This is a genomic window from [Lactobacillus] rogosae (assembly GCA_900112995.1).
In the GTDB taxonomy this organism is placed as follows: domain Bacteria; phylum Bacillota; class Clostridia; order Lachnospirales; family Lachnospiraceae; genus Lachnospira; species Lachnospira rogosae.
Genome location: FONU01000003.1, coordinates 140,852 through 155,702 on the forward strand (window position 1 = coordinate 140,852; position 14,851 = coordinate 155,702).

The 14,851-nt window shown below is 35.3% G+C and carries 18 protein-coding genes and 1 tRNA gene; 13 read left to right on the plus strand and 6 right to left on the minus strand.

Going from position 1 to position 14,851, the window contains the following annotated elements:
- Positions 1 to 66: 66 nt before the first annotated feature.
- The gene (locus BM157_RS00620) at positions 67 to 555 is read left to right on the plus strand and encodes an HD domain-containing protein (protein WP_055175887.1); all 489 of its coding nucleotides are present in this window, start codon (positions 67 to 69) and stop codon (positions 553 to 555) included.
- A gap of 174 nt (positions 556 to 729) precedes the next feature.
- Entirely contained in the window at positions 730 to 1,188 is a 459-nt protein-coding gene (locus tag BM157_RS00625; RefSeq protein WP_090139505.1) for a ferritin-like domain-containing protein, read from the plus strand.
- A gap of 120 nt (positions 1,189 to 1,308) precedes the next feature.
- On the opposite strand, the gene BM157_RS12860 is transcribed toward BM157_RS00625, so the two are convergent.
- The 3 genes from BM157_RS12860 to BM157_RS00630 form a co-directional block, all read right to left on the minus strand.
- On the minus strand, positions 1,309 to 1,434 hold the full coding sequence (locus tag BM157_RS12860) for a hypothetical protein (protein ID WP_022502842.1): 126 nt from the start codon (positions 1,432 to 1,434) through the stop codon (positions 1,309 to 1,311).
- Positions 1,435 to 1,559: 125 nt separating this feature from the next.
- The gene (locus BM157_RS12865) at positions 1,560 to 1,703 is read right to left on the minus strand and encodes a hypothetical protein (protein WP_318255708.1); all 144 of its coding nucleotides are present in this window, start codon (positions 1,701 to 1,703) and stop codon (positions 1,560 to 1,562) included.
- Positions 1,704 to 1,828: 125 nt separating this feature from the next.
- Positions 1,829 to 2,236: a hypothetical protein gene (locus BM157_RS00630; protein WP_090139507.1), complete on the minus strand. Its 408-nt coding sequence runs from the start codon at positions 2,234 to 2,236 to the stop codon at positions 1,829 to 1,831.
- Between the two features lie 224 nt (positions 2,237 to 2,460).
- Between BM157_RS00630 and BM157_RS00635 the strand changes: the two genes are divergently transcribed.
- Positions 2,461 to 2,545 (plus strand) — tRNA-Leu (locus BM157_RS00635).
- 500 nt (positions 2,546 to 3,045) lie between these two features.
- Complete coding sequence (locus BM157_RS00640; RefSeq protein ID WP_090139509.1) at positions 3,046 to 4,482, plus strand: InlB B-repeat-containing protein; 1,437 nt, start codon at positions 3,046 to 3,048, stop codon at positions 4,480 to 4,482.
- On the opposite strand, the gene BM157_RS00645 is transcribed toward BM157_RS00640, so the two are convergent.
- Both BM157_RS00645 and BM157_RS00650 read right to left on the minus strand, forming a co-directional pair.
- Complete coding sequence (locus BM157_RS00645; protein WP_022502838.1) at positions 4,483 to 5,241, minus strand: ABC transporter ATP-binding protein; 759 nt, start codon at positions 5,239 to 5,241, stop codon at positions 4,483 to 4,485.
- On the minus strand, positions 5,234 to 6,262 hold the full coding sequence (locus tag BM157_RS00650; RefSeq protein ID WP_055175458.1) for a FecCD family ABC transporter permease: 1,029 nt from the start codon (positions 6,260 to 6,262) through the stop codon (positions 5,234 to 5,236). The genes BM157_RS00645 and BM157_RS00650 overlap by 8 nt, the downstream gene beginning before the upstream one ends.
- A gap of 183 nt (positions 6,263 to 6,445) precedes the next feature.
- Here BM157_RS00650 and BM157_RS00655 point away from each other — a divergent pair, with 183 nt between their 5' ends.
- The 8 genes from BM157_RS00655 to BM157_RS00690 all read left to right on the plus strand — a co-directional run bounded on the left by BM157_RS00655 (position 6,446) and on the right by BM157_RS00690 (position 12,043).
- Positions 6,446 to 7,678: an O-acetylhomoserine aminocarboxypropyltransferase/cysteine synthase family protein gene (locus BM157_RS00655; protein ID WP_022502836.1), complete on the plus strand. Its 1,233-nt coding sequence runs from the start codon at positions 6,446 to 6,448 to the stop codon at positions 7,676 to 7,678.
- Between the two features lie 44 nt (positions 7,679 to 7,722).
- A complete protein-coding gene (locus BM157_RS00660) occupies positions 7,723 to 8,589 on the plus strand; it encodes a 4Fe-4S binding protein (protein ID WP_022502835.1) in 867 nt (288 codons plus the stop codon).
- 90 nt (positions 8,590 to 8,679) lie between these two features.
- The gene (locus BM157_RS00665; RefSeq protein WP_022502834.1) at positions 8,680 to 8,931 is read left to right on the plus strand and encodes a sulfurtransferase TusA family protein; all 252 of its coding nucleotides are present in this window, start codon (positions 8,680 to 8,682) and stop codon (positions 8,929 to 8,931) included.
- An 11-nt stretch (positions 8,932 to 8,942) separates the two neighbouring features.
- Positions 8,943 to 9,260, plus strand: a complete 318-nt coding sequence (locus BM157_RS00670) for a thioredoxin family protein (RefSeq protein ID WP_090139511.1) — start codon at positions 8,943 to 8,945, stop codon at positions 9,258 to 9,260.
- Between the two features lie 51 nt (positions 9,261 to 9,311).
- Positions 9,312 to 9,521 (plus strand): sulfur carrier protein ThiS, encoded by a 210-nt coding sequence (gene thiS / locus BM157_RS00675; RefSeq protein WP_090139513.1) that lies wholly within the window; start codon positions 9,312 to 9,314, stop codon positions 9,519 to 9,521.
- Positions 9,522 to 9,627: 106 nt separating this feature from the next.
- Positions 9,628 to 10,434 (plus strand): thiazole biosynthesis adenylyltransferase ThiF, encoded by an 807-nt coding sequence (thiF, locus tag BM157_RS00680; protein WP_022502831.1) that lies wholly within the window; start codon positions 9,628 to 9,630, stop codon positions 10,432 to 10,434.
- 42 nt (positions 10,435 to 10,476) lie between these two features.
- Positions 10,477 to 10,887, plus strand: a complete 411-nt coding sequence (locus BM157_RS00685; protein WP_022502830.1) for a M67 family metallopeptidase — start codon at positions 10,477 to 10,479, stop codon at positions 10,885 to 10,887.
- Positions 10,888 to 11,131: 244 nt separating this feature from the next.
- Complete coding sequence (locus BM157_RS00690; protein WP_070101464.1) at positions 11,132 to 12,043, plus strand: NAD(P)/FAD-dependent oxidoreductase; 912 nt, start codon at positions 11,132 to 11,134, stop codon at positions 12,041 to 12,043.
- A 229-nt stretch (positions 12,044 to 12,272) separates the two neighbouring features.
- Here the strand turns inward: BM157_RS00690 and BM157_RS00695 are convergent, their stop codons facing one another.
- The gene (locus BM157_RS00695) at positions 12,273 to 13,181 is read right to left on the minus strand and encodes an alpha/beta fold hydrolase (protein WP_090139515.1); all 909 of its coding nucleotides are present in this window, start codon (positions 13,179 to 13,181) and stop codon (positions 12,273 to 12,275) included.
- A gap of 195 nt (positions 13,182 to 13,376) precedes the next feature.
- Between BM157_RS00695 and BM157_RS00700 the strand changes: the two genes are divergently transcribed.
- A complete protein-coding gene (locus BM157_RS00700; RefSeq protein WP_090139569.1) occupies positions 13,377 to 14,738 on the plus strand; it encodes an MATE family efflux transporter in 1,362 nt (453 codons plus the stop codon).
- Positions 14,739 to 14,851: the final 113 nt, after the last annotated feature.

Consider the following 14,851-nt stretch of genomic DNA (forward strand, 5'->3'; position numbering starts at 1 on the left):
CAAAAAAAGGAGAATAATACTATGAAAAACTCAGCTGTTCAAAGTGCTGTTACACAGAATATTAATATGTTAAATAAGTTACATATGGCTATGATTGAATTATATAAGGGGGATTCCAGGAGAATACAGCATTTCTGTAAAGTTCACAGTTATGCCAGGTTGATTGCCCAGATGGAAAATGTAGATTACAAGACTTTGTTTATTATTGAAACAGCGGCACTGACACACGACATAGGGATTCATACATGTGAAGAAAAATATGGAGAGTGTGGCGGCAGATTGCAGGAAAAGGAAGGACCTGCACTTGCTAAAGAGCTTCTTGAAAGACTTGGATTTGAAACAGACATTTCAGAAAGAGTGCAGTATCTGATTGCACATCATCATACATATAGTAATATTGACGGGATTGATTACCAGATACTTGTTGAGGCTGATTTTCTTGTAAATATGTATGAAGATGGTGTGTCAAAAGATGCAGTGTTAAAGGCTTACAATAATATTTTTAAGACAAAATATGGGAAATATATATGTAAGGATATGTTCTTAATTGATTGAAAAAATGTTGATAAAAATATAAGTATGTAAGGTATATGATTATGAGAATCAACACATAATACATATGTATAAGAGATTGCAATGTAAATTAACAATCCTAATTCATAGTGGTGGCAGAATTGATTTCTGATATGCACATCGCAAAATAACCAGATTAAGAAAAGAGGCATATGTATGTTGTTGACTGAAAAAGAAATGTCGGTATTAAAGGATCTTCAGACACAGGAAAAGAATTGTATTGATAAGTACGAGAAGTATGCAGGACTTGCAAAGGACGATGAGTTAAAACAGCTTTTTGAAGAGCTTAAGAAAAAGGAGCAGGAACATTATAAGACGATAGGTCAGATTTTAAATGGTGAAGTGCCATCCTGCGATTGTAATGATACAGCAGGAAAGGACTATCAGCCAAAGGGCGGTTATTCAAAGAGTGAAGAGTCAGAGGATAAAAAGAATGACTGTTTTCTTGCAACAGACAGCATAGGAACAGAAAAGCTTGTATCAGGTGAATATAATTCCAATGTATTTGCGTGTACTTTAACATCTATAAGAAAAGTGCTTGCAGATATAGAGATAGAAGAACAAAATCACGCTGAAATGCTTTATAAGTATAAAATGGCGAATGGTATGCAGTAGATAGTTTGATAACTACATTAAAAACAAAGAAAATAAGTAAATACTCAGAAAAAAATAATCAAAATATAAAACGCTATGTTATCATTGTGTGATTTCATAGCGTTTTATTAAATACCACGGTTATTTAACGGCTGAATTATTTTTCTCGTCAGCTTCTTTAGTAGCCTGATGGTCTATTCGGCATCCGAATATAATACCGCCAACAATTAATAAAACAACAATTCCTACAGTTATATTTCCAACCATATAATACTCCTTTTCTGATTTAATTAAGTTAATATTTCAATTCGTTAAATTTAATGTTTAGCAAAATTATATTGTACTGTCAGCTAACTGTATATTTAGCTGACTGCACAGTTAGTCTGTTCAGATTAGTCAAATAAAGAGATTTTATATTTAACTGCTCTGAATATTTTATAGATTATGGTTACTACAATGCCTAAAGTTATGCCTAAAGTAGAACCAACAGCTATAAGACCGCCTATAGCTATGCCTATATATGTTAAAATGTTCATAATATCTCCGTTTCTTATAAAATGTATTAAATTGTTACAATATACATCGAGGCTGGTTTATTACAAATATACACATTTTATACATAATTATTTATTGCATATTATATGAATTCATTTTGAGATAATTATTTTGAACCATCCTTTTTATGGATATAATCAACAATAATCGTTGAATAAGATGGATTGATATCCAAAGAATAATTAAATGAATATATATGATAGAAATTGTCAATATTAAAGTTATTATGTAAAATAACAGCGGCAATTGAGCGTATTAATAGACGTGTTCCCATTCTTGGCAACACATTTTCTGAAGTAATAGCTGTCTGATTACCAAGCATCTCTGATGTACATGGTCTGTAATCATTTATAGAAGATTTTGGCGTAGTAATAAGCTGGAAATCGTGGAAATCAGCTTCTGTTTCATACGATATCTCAGTGAGAGCAGTCTGCACATTGTAGAAACACAGTCCGCCAAAGAACATTGCTATTATAAATATGCAGCTTAATAAGCGTAAACATCGTTTCTTCATAACAATACCGCCAATCCTTTCTATAGTCTGTTAATATGAAGATAATAGCATATTAAGAAAATTTTGTTAATAGTCAATTAGCAGGATAATAGATTAATTGCTGTTAGTTTATATCAAAAAATATGTCATACAATACGGTATATAAAATATAGTAAAAAAATGCTGGACAAATGGCATACAATAATGTAATATTAATCAAGTCGGGTGACCGATATAACAAATAAGCAGTCGTGGCGGAATTGGCATACGCGCTAGACTAAGGATCTAGTCCATATTGCTTGGGTGCGGGTTCAAGTCCCGCCGACTGCACTTGATTAAGGAACTCAGCGAGAGTTCCTTTTTTGTTGCATAATAGTATATGTTCCATATTGGATAAAGCTATGAATAAAACATTTAAAGTAGTATTCTTTTAGTATATTAATTATAAAAACACTTGCATATTATAAATTTATATGATATTCTTTATATAAAGTATACTTAATGAATTAATTCTATACACCAATACAATATATGTCCCAGTTAATCCCAATATTTAATAATAATAATCCCGAAATATTAATTATATAATAAATATTATAACAATGTGAAAATTGAGAAGAAACACCGTTATCCTAATAATATAAGAAATAACATAGTTATAATGTAAGAATAATAAAAAATAGCGTAACAGCCATAATTAATTACAGTAATGATATTTGCTGTTACAATAAATGTTTAACTATAGTTTAGTGAATGATGCGGAAAGGAAATAGAATTTGCAAAAAAGAACGAAAAGATATAATTATAGGATTTTTTTACTTAATACATATATGAATAATAATAAATTACGTTTAATAATATTAAAATGTAAGCCGTTAAAGACTGCATTTATAAGAATTACAGCAATAATGCTGTTTATTATATGCGGCGTAACAGAGTGTATGGCGGACGTTAATACATCAGCATTTTTACATAAAAAAGATGTTATTGATTTGAATAATAATAGTATTGAATTTACATACTGGGACGGCTGCGATCACAAGATTAAGACAAAGAATTATACAATATCATCAGACTGGCGCAATGCTATGCTTATATGGAGTGAGGATTTAACAGGGACAATAGGCACTAATACGACAATATATGGACCATATACATGGCTTCCGGCGGGAGATTACAGAGTAAGCTTTAAGCTTACTGCATATGGGTGGAATACTTTGAAATATTGGGATATAGGAGTTAATTTTGGACAGCAGAATACGGGATACCACAACAAGTATGACAGGTCAAATTGTCAGATTAATGCTGACACAACAGTGAGCGACATAGTGTGTGGAGGTAATGATACAGGAGGTAATTTAGATTATACTATTCATACTAATGGTGACAGTGCAGATTATGAGTTAAGGACATATTTTAACAGGGATGTTGATTTTGGGATTGGTGCACCTGAACACGAACTTGGTAAGATAGGACAATTTATAAGAGAGATTACGATATGTTCTCTGGATAGTAATACCATATATTATGATGCAGATGGTGGATTGCTTGATAAGGAGGAAGCAGGGACACTTACTGATACGAACTGGGGAGCTGACAGAGGAGATGTATCAATTCCGGCTAAGGAAGGATATATATTTGAGGGGTGGTATGGTTATAGTAAAGCATCTAATACAACTTCTAACAGGGACGAGCTTACATTTGATACAGACAGTGAATATGTTATGCTGTGGGATAGCAAGGGCAAGGCTTGCAGTAATGTATTAAAAGAAGCCAGCTACAGTGATTATACGGTATATGCCAGGTGGAAGCCGAAGGATAAAGTTATAAAATATATATCTAATACATCGTCAGTGGTAAGCAATATGCCACAGGATATTAATACGGTGTACGGTTCGGAGGTTTCATTATCGGGGCAGAGTCCGTCAAGAAAGCTGTTTAAGTTTGATGGGTGGAATACTGAGGCTGATGGGAGTGGTGATATGTATTATCCGCTGGAAGCTGTAACTGAACTTACAAAGCTTTCAGAGGACACAGTTAATCTATATGCACAGTGGCAGCAGCAAAGATTTATGTATATTAAAGCTTCATCAACGACCTATTGTGATACTCTTATTAAGAGGACACCTGATGATGAACTCTGGTATACAGGCATAGGCAGTAATACAATCCGCAGTCTGCCAGATAGTATGAATAGCTGGCAGGTGCAGAAATGGTACATTGATAAGAATGGCAGTATATATAAGGATAATTATATAAATGTATAATTACATAAAAATATAATAGTCACCCTCATCATCAGAGAATTTTTTATAGGTTGTGTGGAATACATCTTCAATAATATGTGTTTTAAGGCAGTTGGCGGGTGTGTCACTTATTGCAATCTTACGGTCGTTCATTATAACAAGATTATCAGATATTCTTATTGCATCAGATAAATCGTGTAGTACAAGAATGATTGTTTTGCCTGATTTTTTAAGTTTATTGACCATAGAGAAGAAAGTCCTCTTGCCCTCAAGGTCAAGATAAGTGACAGGTTCGTCCATAATTATAATCCGGCTGTCCTGTGCGAGTATCATAGAGAAGAATACACGCTGCCTTATTCCGCCAGAAAGTGTGTCGGTATTATCTTCAGAATAAGGCATTACATTAGTGAATTCCATTGAATTATTGACTATTTCATTATCTTTATCTGTTTTACGTCTTGTAAAGCCAAGATAAGGAAATCTGCCGTGTTCTACTAATGTTCTTACAGGAAGTACAGGGATAACGGTTCTTATTTGCGGAAGAAATGCTATTCTTTTGGCTCTTTCTTTTAATGGCAGTGACAGGATATTTTCATTATCTACTGTAATAGTGCCTGCTGTAACTTTAGAACAGCCATTAAGGCACTGAAGAAGGGTTGTTTTGCCGCATCCATTAGGACCGATTATCGTTGTTATCTGTCCTTTTGGAAATGTTATATTAATATCATTTAATATATTGGTTCTGGATACGGCTACATTAACGTGTTCATATTTAAGCATTTATTCGTCTGCCTCCTTTTTTCTTTAATAAAAGGTACATAAAGAATGGACCTCCGATAAAAGCCATAATTATTCCAGCAGGAAGTTCATATGGAGCAGCTATAAGACGACCAATGATATCACATATAAGTACAAATGAAGCACCAAGCAAAGCACTTGTTGGCAGGAGGTATCTTGCATCACTTCCGAATAAAGTCCTGCATATATGAGGAACAATAAGACCTATGAAGCTTAATAGGCCAGCAAAGCTTACAACAAGACCTGCCATTATGCTTGATAATACAAGAAGAAAGAATCTTGTAAGTGGAACATTCAATCCTAAAGAGCGGGCATAGTCATCACCTAATGAAAGTATATTAAGCGGCTTGGCCAGAATGAAGGATACAAGTACAGCAGCTATAATTCCAATTGCTGGCAGTGCTATTTTGTTAAATGTAAGTCCGGATAAAGTACCCATAAGAAAAGAAGTGATATTAAGGGTTATATCTGTATTTATTAATTTGATAGTGTTAATACCTGCATTAAGAAAGGAAGATACAGTTATTCCAGCAAGTATAATGGTTGTTCGTGAGCTGTCAGCCATATATGCAAGTGCATATATGGCAAGTGTTGTTAAAAGTGCACCTACAAATGAAGCTATAGATGTGGCATATACTGAATGAGGGAATAACATCATAGCAAGCATTACAAAGAAGCCTGCACCGGAATTGACACCTATTGTATTAGGACTTGCAAGTGCATTATTCATAACGCCCTGAAGGATAACACCAGCAACAGAAAGTCCCATACCGGCAATAATGGCACCAAGCATACGAGGAAGACGTATGTTCATTATTAATATGTAAGTCACAGAAGTCTTGTCGGGGGTAAAGAAGCATTTTAGTATATCTGCTGGATTGATATATACGCTTCCTAGCATAACGCTTAGAAAAGAAGCTGTTATTAAAAGTCCAAAGAGCAATATATATATGTATATATGTCTTGAACGGCTGTTTGATTTTGAGTTGGTTTTATTGGTCATAGTTGTTATTTTCCTTATAATAAATATATGTGAATAGAGTATCATAAACCGCTAATTTATTCAATTCATATTTACATACCGAATTTATATGAAATAACTATTGACAAATATTAACATAAGGGTTAAAATTCAATTCATATTAAACAAGTAGGTTTGTAGTTTATACGAAATGGAGATAATGATATGAGATTTAATACAGCTTTACTTCATGGCGATTTCAGAGGAGATAAGAATACTGGTGCGACACAGACACCTATATATCAGTCAAGTGCATTTGAGCATGCGAGTGCTGAGACACTCGAGAAGATATTTAATAATATGGCACCTGGATTTTCATACAGTAGAATTAGCAATCCAACAATAGAAGCATTTGAGAAAAGAATGACAGTTCTTGAGGGCGGTGTTGCGAGTGTTGCCTGTTCATCAGGTATGGCAGCAATAACGAATGCCTTTACTAATATATTACAAAGTGGTGACGAGATTGTATGCAGTGCAAGCTTATATGGCGGAAGCATTGATTTATTCAGGGATTTAGAAAGCTTTGGAATTAAGACACATTATGTTAATAATAATGATGTGGAACAGTTCAGGGCAGCTACGAATGAGAATACTAGGCTTTATTTTGCAGAGACAATTGGTAACCCAAGACTTGATGTAACAGATATCAGATTAATAGCTGATGAAGCTCATAGGGCAGGCGTTCCATTTATCGTTGATAACACAGTTGCTACAGCATATCTTATTAAGCCAATAGAGTATGGTGCGGATATAGTTGTTAATTCAACATCGAAGTATGTTAATGGCAATAGTAATTCAATCAGTGGTGTCATAACTGATTCTGGTAATTTTAAATGGGATATTATAAAATATCCTGGTATGAAAGATTTTAAGAAATATGGTCCATATGCGTATACAGCCAAGTTAAGAAATGGAATATATCGTAATACAGGGGCTTGCTTATCACCACAGAATGCATTTTATAACATTCTTGGAATGGAGACACTTGGAATAAGAATGGAACGTGTCTGTAGTAATGCAATGACATTAGCCAAGTATCTTAATGATAATTATGGTAATCTTAGTGTTAATTATCCTGGACTTGAGAATAGCGAATTCTATAATATTGCTAAGAAAGAACTTAACAATGGGTTTGGTGGCATAATAACAATCCGTACAGGAAGCAAGGAGAAAGCATTTAAGTTTATTAATGCATTACAGATTCCTCTTAACGTATCTAATATAGGTGATACTAAGACATTGGTTATACATCCAAGCTCAACAATCAGTGCTCATAGTACAGAGGGAGAGAAGAAGATTGCTGGTGTATATGATGATCTGGTGAGAATAAGCGTAGGAATAGAAGATGTGCAGGACCTTATAGAAGATTTCACACAGGCGTTAAAAGCAGCTAATTAAATATCAAAAAACGACTAAGAAAAGAATAGAAATGAGGTAGAATTATGGCTAAGATTGATTATGCAGCACTTAAAAAGGGCGGATTTATGAGACAGAAGCAGAAAGGATATTTTTCATTAAGAATACAGGTAGTTGGTGGTAATCTTACATCTGAGAATATCAGAGCTGTAGCTGACGTAGCTGATAAATATGGAAAAGGTTATGTACATATGACATCAAGACAGGGTGTTGAAATTCCATTTATTAATTTTGAAAATATTGAAGAAGTTAGAGCAGCTTTAGCAGATGGTGGTGTTAAGCCGGGTGTATGTGGACCAAGAGTTCGTACAGTTACTGCTTGTCAGGGTAATGAAGTCTGTCCAAGCGGCTGTATTAATACATATGAACTTGCTAAGAAGCTTGATGAACATTACTTCGGAAGAGAACTTCCACATAAGTTCAAGTTTGGCGTAACAGGTTGTCAGAATAACTGTCTTAAGGCAGAGGAGAATGATATCGGTGTTAAAGGTGGTATGGACGTAACCTGGGTAGAAGATAAATGTATCAATTGTGGCGTGTGTGAGAAAGCTTGTAGAATGGGTGCTATAAGCTGTGCTAATAATACAGTTACTATTGATAGAACTAAGTGTAATAACTGTGGACGTTGTGTAAAGGCTTGTCCTACAGAAGCTTGGGAAGGCCAGAGTGGTTATATTGTATCATTTGGTGGATTATTTGGTAACCAGATATACAAAGGCGAACAGCTTCTTCCACTTATTAAAGATGAAGAGACACTTTTCAGAGTAACAGATGCAGCAATCGGCTTCTTTGAAAAGAATGCTAACCCAGGAGAGAGATTCAGACTTACATTACAAAGAGTAGGTGAGGATGAATTTAGAAAAGCTATTAAAGCTGCTTACGAGGGTAAATAATAAAATTTATAGTCAAAAGATTATAAATTCGTATATGCTTACACGATAAGGCTTTTGAACTTATACGGTTTAAGAAAAAGGAGGACTAATATGGAGATTGAAGGAATTAAGATTGACGATACAGTAGATATTACAGATAAGGTTTGCCCACTTACATTTGTAAAGGCAAAGGTTGCTATCGATGAATTAGATGATGGTGAAGTTATTGCAATCCGTATGAATGACGGAGAGCCGGTAGCTAATGTTCCAAGAAGTATTAAAGATGAGGGACATCAAATCCTTAAACTTGTTAATAATAATGATGAGACATATACACTCATTGTTAAAAAAGTTGAAGAATAAGGAGAAGATTTATGGCTGAGAGAATAAAGTTATCAGATTTTGAAGAGAAGGTATTAAATAGTTCAGTTCCGGTTCTTGTTGATTTTTATTCAGACAGTTGTGTTCCTTGCAAAAGGCTTGCACCAGTTGTTGGAACAGTGGAAGATGAGAGGGCAGGAAGCCTTTCGGTATACAAGGTTAATATTAACTTTGATGCAGATGCAGCTTCTGAATATGAAGTAACAGCAGCACCTACACTTGTTCTTTTTAAAGATGGAAAGGAAACTGCAAGACATACAGGCGTATTCAGAAAAGATGAACTTACAAGCTGGATAGATGCTAATATTTAATTGATTTTAATAAAAAATAATTATGCCTAAGAGGCAGGAAAGAGGTTTAATATGCAGTTAACAGTATCAGGAGTAAAGAAAGAATATGAAGAGGGAATTACACTTCCAAAGCTTTTTGAAATTGAAAATGTTGAAACACCAGAATATGTTACAGTTTCAATCAACGAAGAATTCATTCCAGGAGACCAGAAAGAAACATACCAGTTAAAAGATGGTGATAATGTTGAATTCTTATACTTTATGGGTGGCGGACAGAGATAATTATAATAGTGTAATTAACTATAATGTCACAAGATAGTATTAAAATATCAGATTCAAGTAAGAATTACTTTAAAAGGAGTAAGATCTACTTTAAAAGGAGGTATATATGGCTTTAACAGATGAGCAGATAGAACGTTATTCACGTCATATCATTTTAAAAGAAGTTGGTGCTAAGGGACAGAAGAAGCTTCTTAATGCCAAAGTGCTTATAATAGGTGCAGGTGGACTTGGAGCACCAGCAGCTATGTATTTAGCAGCAGCAGGTGTTGGAACAATAGGAATTGCAGATGCGGATGAGGTAGATCTTAGTAATCTTCAGAGACAGATAATACATCAGACAGCAGATGTAGGCAAAGCAAAGGTTCAGTCAGCTAAAGAGACAATTAATGCTATGAATCCAGATGTAACAGTTAACACATATAGAGAATTCATTACAAGTGATAACATAATGGATATTATCAAGGACTATGATTTCGTAATCGATGGAACAGATAATTTCCCAGCTAAGTTCCTTATTAATGATGCCTGTGTAATGGCTAAGAAGCCATTCTCTCACGCAGGAATAATCAGATTTAAGGGTCAGCTTATGACTTATGTTCCGGGAGAAGGACCTTGCTACAGATGTGTATTTAAAAATCCACCACCAAAGGATGCAGTACCTACATGCAAGCAGGCTGGTGTTATCGGAGCTATGGGTGGTGTTATCGGAAGCCTTCAGGCTATGGAAGCAATCAAGTATATACTTGGTGTAGGGGATTTACTTACAGGTCATCTCCTTACATATGATGCTATAACACAGGAATTCCATAAGATTAAGTTGCCATCTGATACTGATGGCTGTGCTGTATGTGGAAAGCATCCAACTATCACAGAACTTATTGATTATGAGCAGGTAGTTTGTGAAGACCACTAATAATTATATCCAATCATAAGGACAATAAGGAGGCGTCACAAAGTGATTACATTTAATAAGAGTGATTTTGATACAATACTTGAATATGCTAAGAAGAATCTTCCAGAGGAGGCTTGTGGTCTTATTGGAGGAACAATAGAAAATGGAGATAAGCACATAAAAAAGATATATCTTCTTACTAATATTGACCATTCCAATGAGCATTTTTCAATGGATCCTAAGGAACAGTTAGCGGCAGTTAAAGATATGAGAGCTAATGGTTTAGTTCCTCTTGGCAACTGGCATTCACATCCAGAGTCACCATCAAGACCATCTGATGAGGATAAGAGACTTGCATATGACAGCAAAGCAAGTTATATGATACTTTCACTTATGAATATAGATGAACCAGTGCTTAATTCATTCCATATTGAAGGCAATGTATCAAATAAAGAAGATCTGAGAATAATATGATAAAGCATTGAGCCGTGCCGTAATAAACTATTAACCATTGCTGTGCTTGCACAAAGCGATGGTTAATAGTTTATTACGATAGGGCGAAAGCCCGGCAGTTCCATAAAGCTTTGCTTTATGGAACGTGCACGGCGAAAAAGGCGTTGTGCACGGCGAAAAGCCGGCGTGCATGGCGAAGAAGGCATTGTGCACGGCGAAGAAGCGAATAAATAGTAGTTCAGTGCGATAGGAATGGAGATTTATTATGAGTAATCTAACGGATATTTCAGATGTTATTATTATAGGAAGTGGTCCGGCAGGACTATCTGCTGCTATATATGTTGTCAGGGCTGGATTATCAGTTACTGTTATAGAGAAAGAATTTATGGGAACAGGACAGATAGCTGACAGCAGTAAAGTAGACAATTATCTTGGTATTCCAGCAATAAGCGGTTATGACCTGGGCGAAAGTTTCAGGGAACACGCACTTTCGCTTGGAGTAACAATAGAAGATAATAATGTTACTAGACTTACCCCTGTTGATGACATATGGGAATTAGAGTTATCAGACGGAAGCACTAGGAAAGCCCGATGCGTAATATATGCGGCTGGCTGTAGCCATAAAAAGTTACAGGCAGAGAATGAAGAACAGTATACAGGCAAAGGAATATCATATTGTGCCGTATGTGACGGAGCATTTTATAAGGATAAAGATGTCGCAGTAGTAGGTGGCGGTGACACAGCACTTTCTGATGCACTTTATCTTTCAGATATATGTGCCAACGTATATATTATACACAGAAGGGAAGAATTCCGTGGAGCGGCTTCACTTCTTGCAAAGTTAAAGGAACGTACGAATGTGCACATATGCACTAACAGAACAGTAAAGAAAGTGGAAGGCAGTAATAATCTTGAGAGGATAATACTTGATAATGATACAGGCATTGACGTTAATGGATTATTTGTTGCCGTTGGAATGAGCCCACAGACAGAGCTTCTTAAGGGTATTGCAGAACTTGATAATTCAGGACATGTAATAGCAGGTGAAGATTGTGTTACATCAGCCAGAGGTTTATTCGTGGCAGGTGATGTCAGAACGAAAATATTAAGACAAGTAATAACAGCCGCAGCAGATGGTGCTATGGCAGCAACACAGGCAGTACAGTACCTTAGATAAAAGGTATGTACTGCCTGCTGGCATTTATATATGTATAGCCTGGCTGTGTATATTTATATAATATGTATTTATTGTATACTTATTATGTGTTTGCTATAAATATTACTAAATATATTTAACACAATATACATTTATTATATATCTAATATATTGCTATAGATATTACTGCGTATATTTATACAATATGTATTTATTATATATATTTATTGTATCTATTATATCTAGTTATTTAGTGCGTTATAGCTTCATATATATAATCAAGAACCTTGATGTTATCTTTTTCGTGTAAAATATCGTGGCGCATATTATTAAATATCACGATATCTTTTATATTAAATCCCTGTTTAGTCATTAAATTTACGGTAGTTTTAATATTTTTTCCATATTCACTTACAGCATCATCACTGCCGCTAAGAATATATACAGGTGCCAAGCTTGCTGTCTTAGCCTTTTTAGATACACAGTTAATCATTCCTGATAATAGTTCATACATAAGGCTTGCTGTAATCTGTGCTGGAATATGAGGGTCGTTAAGATATTTATCACGTTCTTCTTCATTATAGAGAAGCCAGTCTGCACGCGATGTAGCATTTTTAATCTTATTATTGTACATTCCAAATGCAATGAACTGTATAAGCGGACTGCAATTCTGTCCGTTAGCCTGCATACAGGCGTGGTCGATATAACTTCTTATTGCTTTGAGAATAAAACGTGGCTGAGAACCAGTTCCGATAAGGAAACATCCGTCAATCTTAGTCCTTAAGTGAGGAGATAAAAGCATATCCCTTACGATGAATGAGCCCATAGAGAAACCAACAATATAATAAGGAAGTTTAGGGTAGCGTTTCTTCATTTCGGTGTAGCAGGTATGAACGTCTTTAACCACATATTCCCAGCTTCCTTTCTTGCCAAGATATGCTTTCCTGCTGCCATTCTGTAGTGAGTGGCCGTGTCCTATAATGTCAATACCGCATACAACGTATCCTTTGCTTGTAAAATACTGGGCAACTTTGTCATATCTTCCCATATATTCTGTTATTCCGTGTACAAGCTGTATTACGCCGATTGGTTTGCTTTCAGCTTTCCATACAGCTGCCTGTATAGTTGTCTTATTATCAGATGATTTAAAATTAAACATATATAACCTCAATTCTTAGCCAGTAGGCCTTTGGTACTAAAAAGCATTATACGACAAAATATTTAATAAAACTACATAAAAATTACTAATTAAAGCATATAATTATTTATTGAAAAAGAATTATAAATGTGTTATAGTCAGTATCCGTCTGAAGGGCTTGATTTGCTTAATAAAATAAAGAATATCGAGGTATATATGGGTAACGATAATACAAAAGCACTAAGCGGTATGGATATGACTACAGGTTCGATACCGGTTAAAATACTAAAGTTCAGTATTCCACTTATGCTGGCACAGATTTTGGAAGTTCTGTTTAATATGTCAGATGTGGCAGTTGTTGGTAAATTTTCAAGTTACGAGGCACTTGGAGCAGTTGGCTCTACATCATTGCTTGTAACATTATTTACAGGATTTCTTATAGGTATGGGCTGTGGTGTGAATGTAAGAGTTGCACAGCAGCTTGGTGCAGGTCAGAAAGAAAATGTACGAAAGACTATTCATACATCATTTCTTCTCTGTCTTATTGTAGGACTTACAGCGCTGGTTCTTTGTATATTGGGTGCTGAATTCTTCCTGTCACTTATGAATACTAAGACAGAGCTTATAGATGGGGCGGTACTTTATTTTAGAATATACGCACTTGGTATGCCGGCGATGGCTATATATAACTTTGGTAATGCGGTTATGAGTGCGAGCGGAGATACTAAGAAGCCTCTTATATATCTTACGTTTGCAGGCGTTGTGAATGTATGCCTTAACCTTATACTTGTTATAGGGATAGGTATGGCTGAGGATGGTGTCGCATTTGCTAGTATAACAGCCCAGTACATATCAGCAATATTTGTAGTGGTTAATCTGTTAAGAAGAAGTGACACAGACAGATGCCGGTTAAGAGTAAGAGAATTAAAGCTTTATCCAGGTGTGTCAAAGGTAATACTTATGCTTGGAATTCCAGCAGGTATCCAGAATGCTATATTTGCTATGGCTAATCTATTTATCCAGACAGGTGTTAATTCATTCAGTGCGGTTATGGTGTCAGGAAATGCCGCCGCCGCTAATGCAGATATGCTTATATATAATGTTATGATGGCTTTTTATACTGCATGCTCAAGCTTTATGGGACAGAATATGGGAGCGTGTAACAAGAAACGAATGTTAAAAAGCTACCTTATAAGTATGGCTTATGCTTTTTTAGCGGCGGCGGTACTTGGAGGACTTCTTATAATATTTGGAAGACAGTTCCTGTCATTATTTACAAGTGAACCAGAAGTTATAGATGCAGGTATGCAGAGGATTATGATTATGGGCTTATCGTATGCTGTATCCTCATTTATGGATTGTACGATAGCGGCATCAAGAGGACTTGGCAAGACTATAGTTCCAACAATAGTGGTTATTATAGGTTCGTGTGTGTTCAGAGTAGCATGGGTGTATACAATATTTGCACATTTCCACACTATACCATCATTGTTCCTGTTATATCCCTGCTCCTGGATAATTACAGCTGCCGCAGAGATAACCTATTTCGTGCATATATTTAAGAAAGTGACATTTTAAGGATAGTTACATTATGATTGCCACATAATATGTGTTAATAATATCTATATTCAGGTTCATCATCTGTAAGTTATAGCAATAACAATGCAGGACAGATTCGTTTCTTTGTTGCT

Bases quoted from the DNA above. Each gene is read 5' to 3' on its own strand.
- BM157_RS00620 (WP_055175887.1), top strand. From the start codon at position 67: ATGTTAAATAAGTTACATATGGCTATGATTGAATTATATAAGGGGGAT.
- BM157_RS00625 (WP_090139505.1), top strand. From the start codon at position 730: ATGTTGTTGACTGAAAAAGAAATGTCGGTATTAAAGGATCTTCAGACA.
- BM157_RS12860 (WP_022502842.1), bottom strand. From the start codon at position 1,434: ATGGTTGGAAATATAACTGTAGGAATTGTTGTTTTATTAATTGTTGGC.
- BM157_RS12865 (WP_318255708.1), bottom strand. From the start codon at position 1,703: ATGAACATTTTAACATATATAGGCATAGCTATAGGCGGTCTTATAGCT.
- BM157_RS00630 (WP_090139507.1), bottom strand. From the start codon at position 2,236: ATGAAGAAACGATGTTTACGCTTATTAAGCTGCATATTTATAATAGCA.
- BM157_RS00640 (WP_090139509.1), top strand. From the start codon at position 3,046: ATGAATAATAATAAATTACGTTTAATAATATTAAAATGTAAGCCGTTA.
- BM157_RS00645 (WP_022502838.1), bottom strand. From the start codon at position 5,241: ATGCTTAAATATGAACACGTTAATGTAGCCGTATCCAGAACCAATATA.
- BM157_RS00650 (WP_055175458.1), bottom strand. From the start codon at position 6,262: ATGACCAATAAAACCAACTCAAAATCAAACAGCCGTTCAAGACATATA.
- BM157_RS00655 (WP_022502836.1), top strand. From the start codon at position 6,446: ATGAGATTTAATACAGCTTTACTTCATGGCGATTTCAGAGGAGATAAG.
- BM157_RS00660 (WP_022502835.1), top strand. From the start codon at position 7,723: ATGGCTAAGATTGATTATGCAGCACTTAAAAAGGGCGGATTTATGAGA.
- BM157_RS00665 (WP_022502834.1), top strand. From the start codon at position 8,680: ATGGAGATTGAAGGAATTAAGATTGACGATACAGTAGATATTACAGAT.
- BM157_RS00670 (WP_090139511.1), top strand. From the start codon at position 8,943: ATGGCTGAGAGAATAAAGTTATCAGATTTTGAAGAGAAGGTATTAAAT.
- thiS (WP_090139513.1), top strand. From the start codon at position 9,312: ATGCAGTTAACAGTATCAGGAGTAAAGAAAGAATATGAAGAGGGAATT.
- thiF (WP_022502831.1), top strand. From the start codon at position 9,628: ATGGCTTTAACAGATGAGCAGATAGAACGTTATTCACGTCATATCATT.
- BM157_RS00690 (WP_070101464.1), top strand. From the start codon at position 11,132: ATGAGTAATCTAACGGATATTTCAGATGTTATTATTATAGGAAGTGGT.
- BM157_RS00695 (WP_090139515.1), bottom strand. From the start codon at position 13,181: ATGTTTAATTTTAAATCATCTGATAATAAGACAACTATACAGGCAGCT.
- BM157_RS00700 (WP_090139569.1), top strand. From the start codon at position 13,377: ATGGGTAACGATAATACAAAAGCACTAAGCGGTATGGATATGACTACA.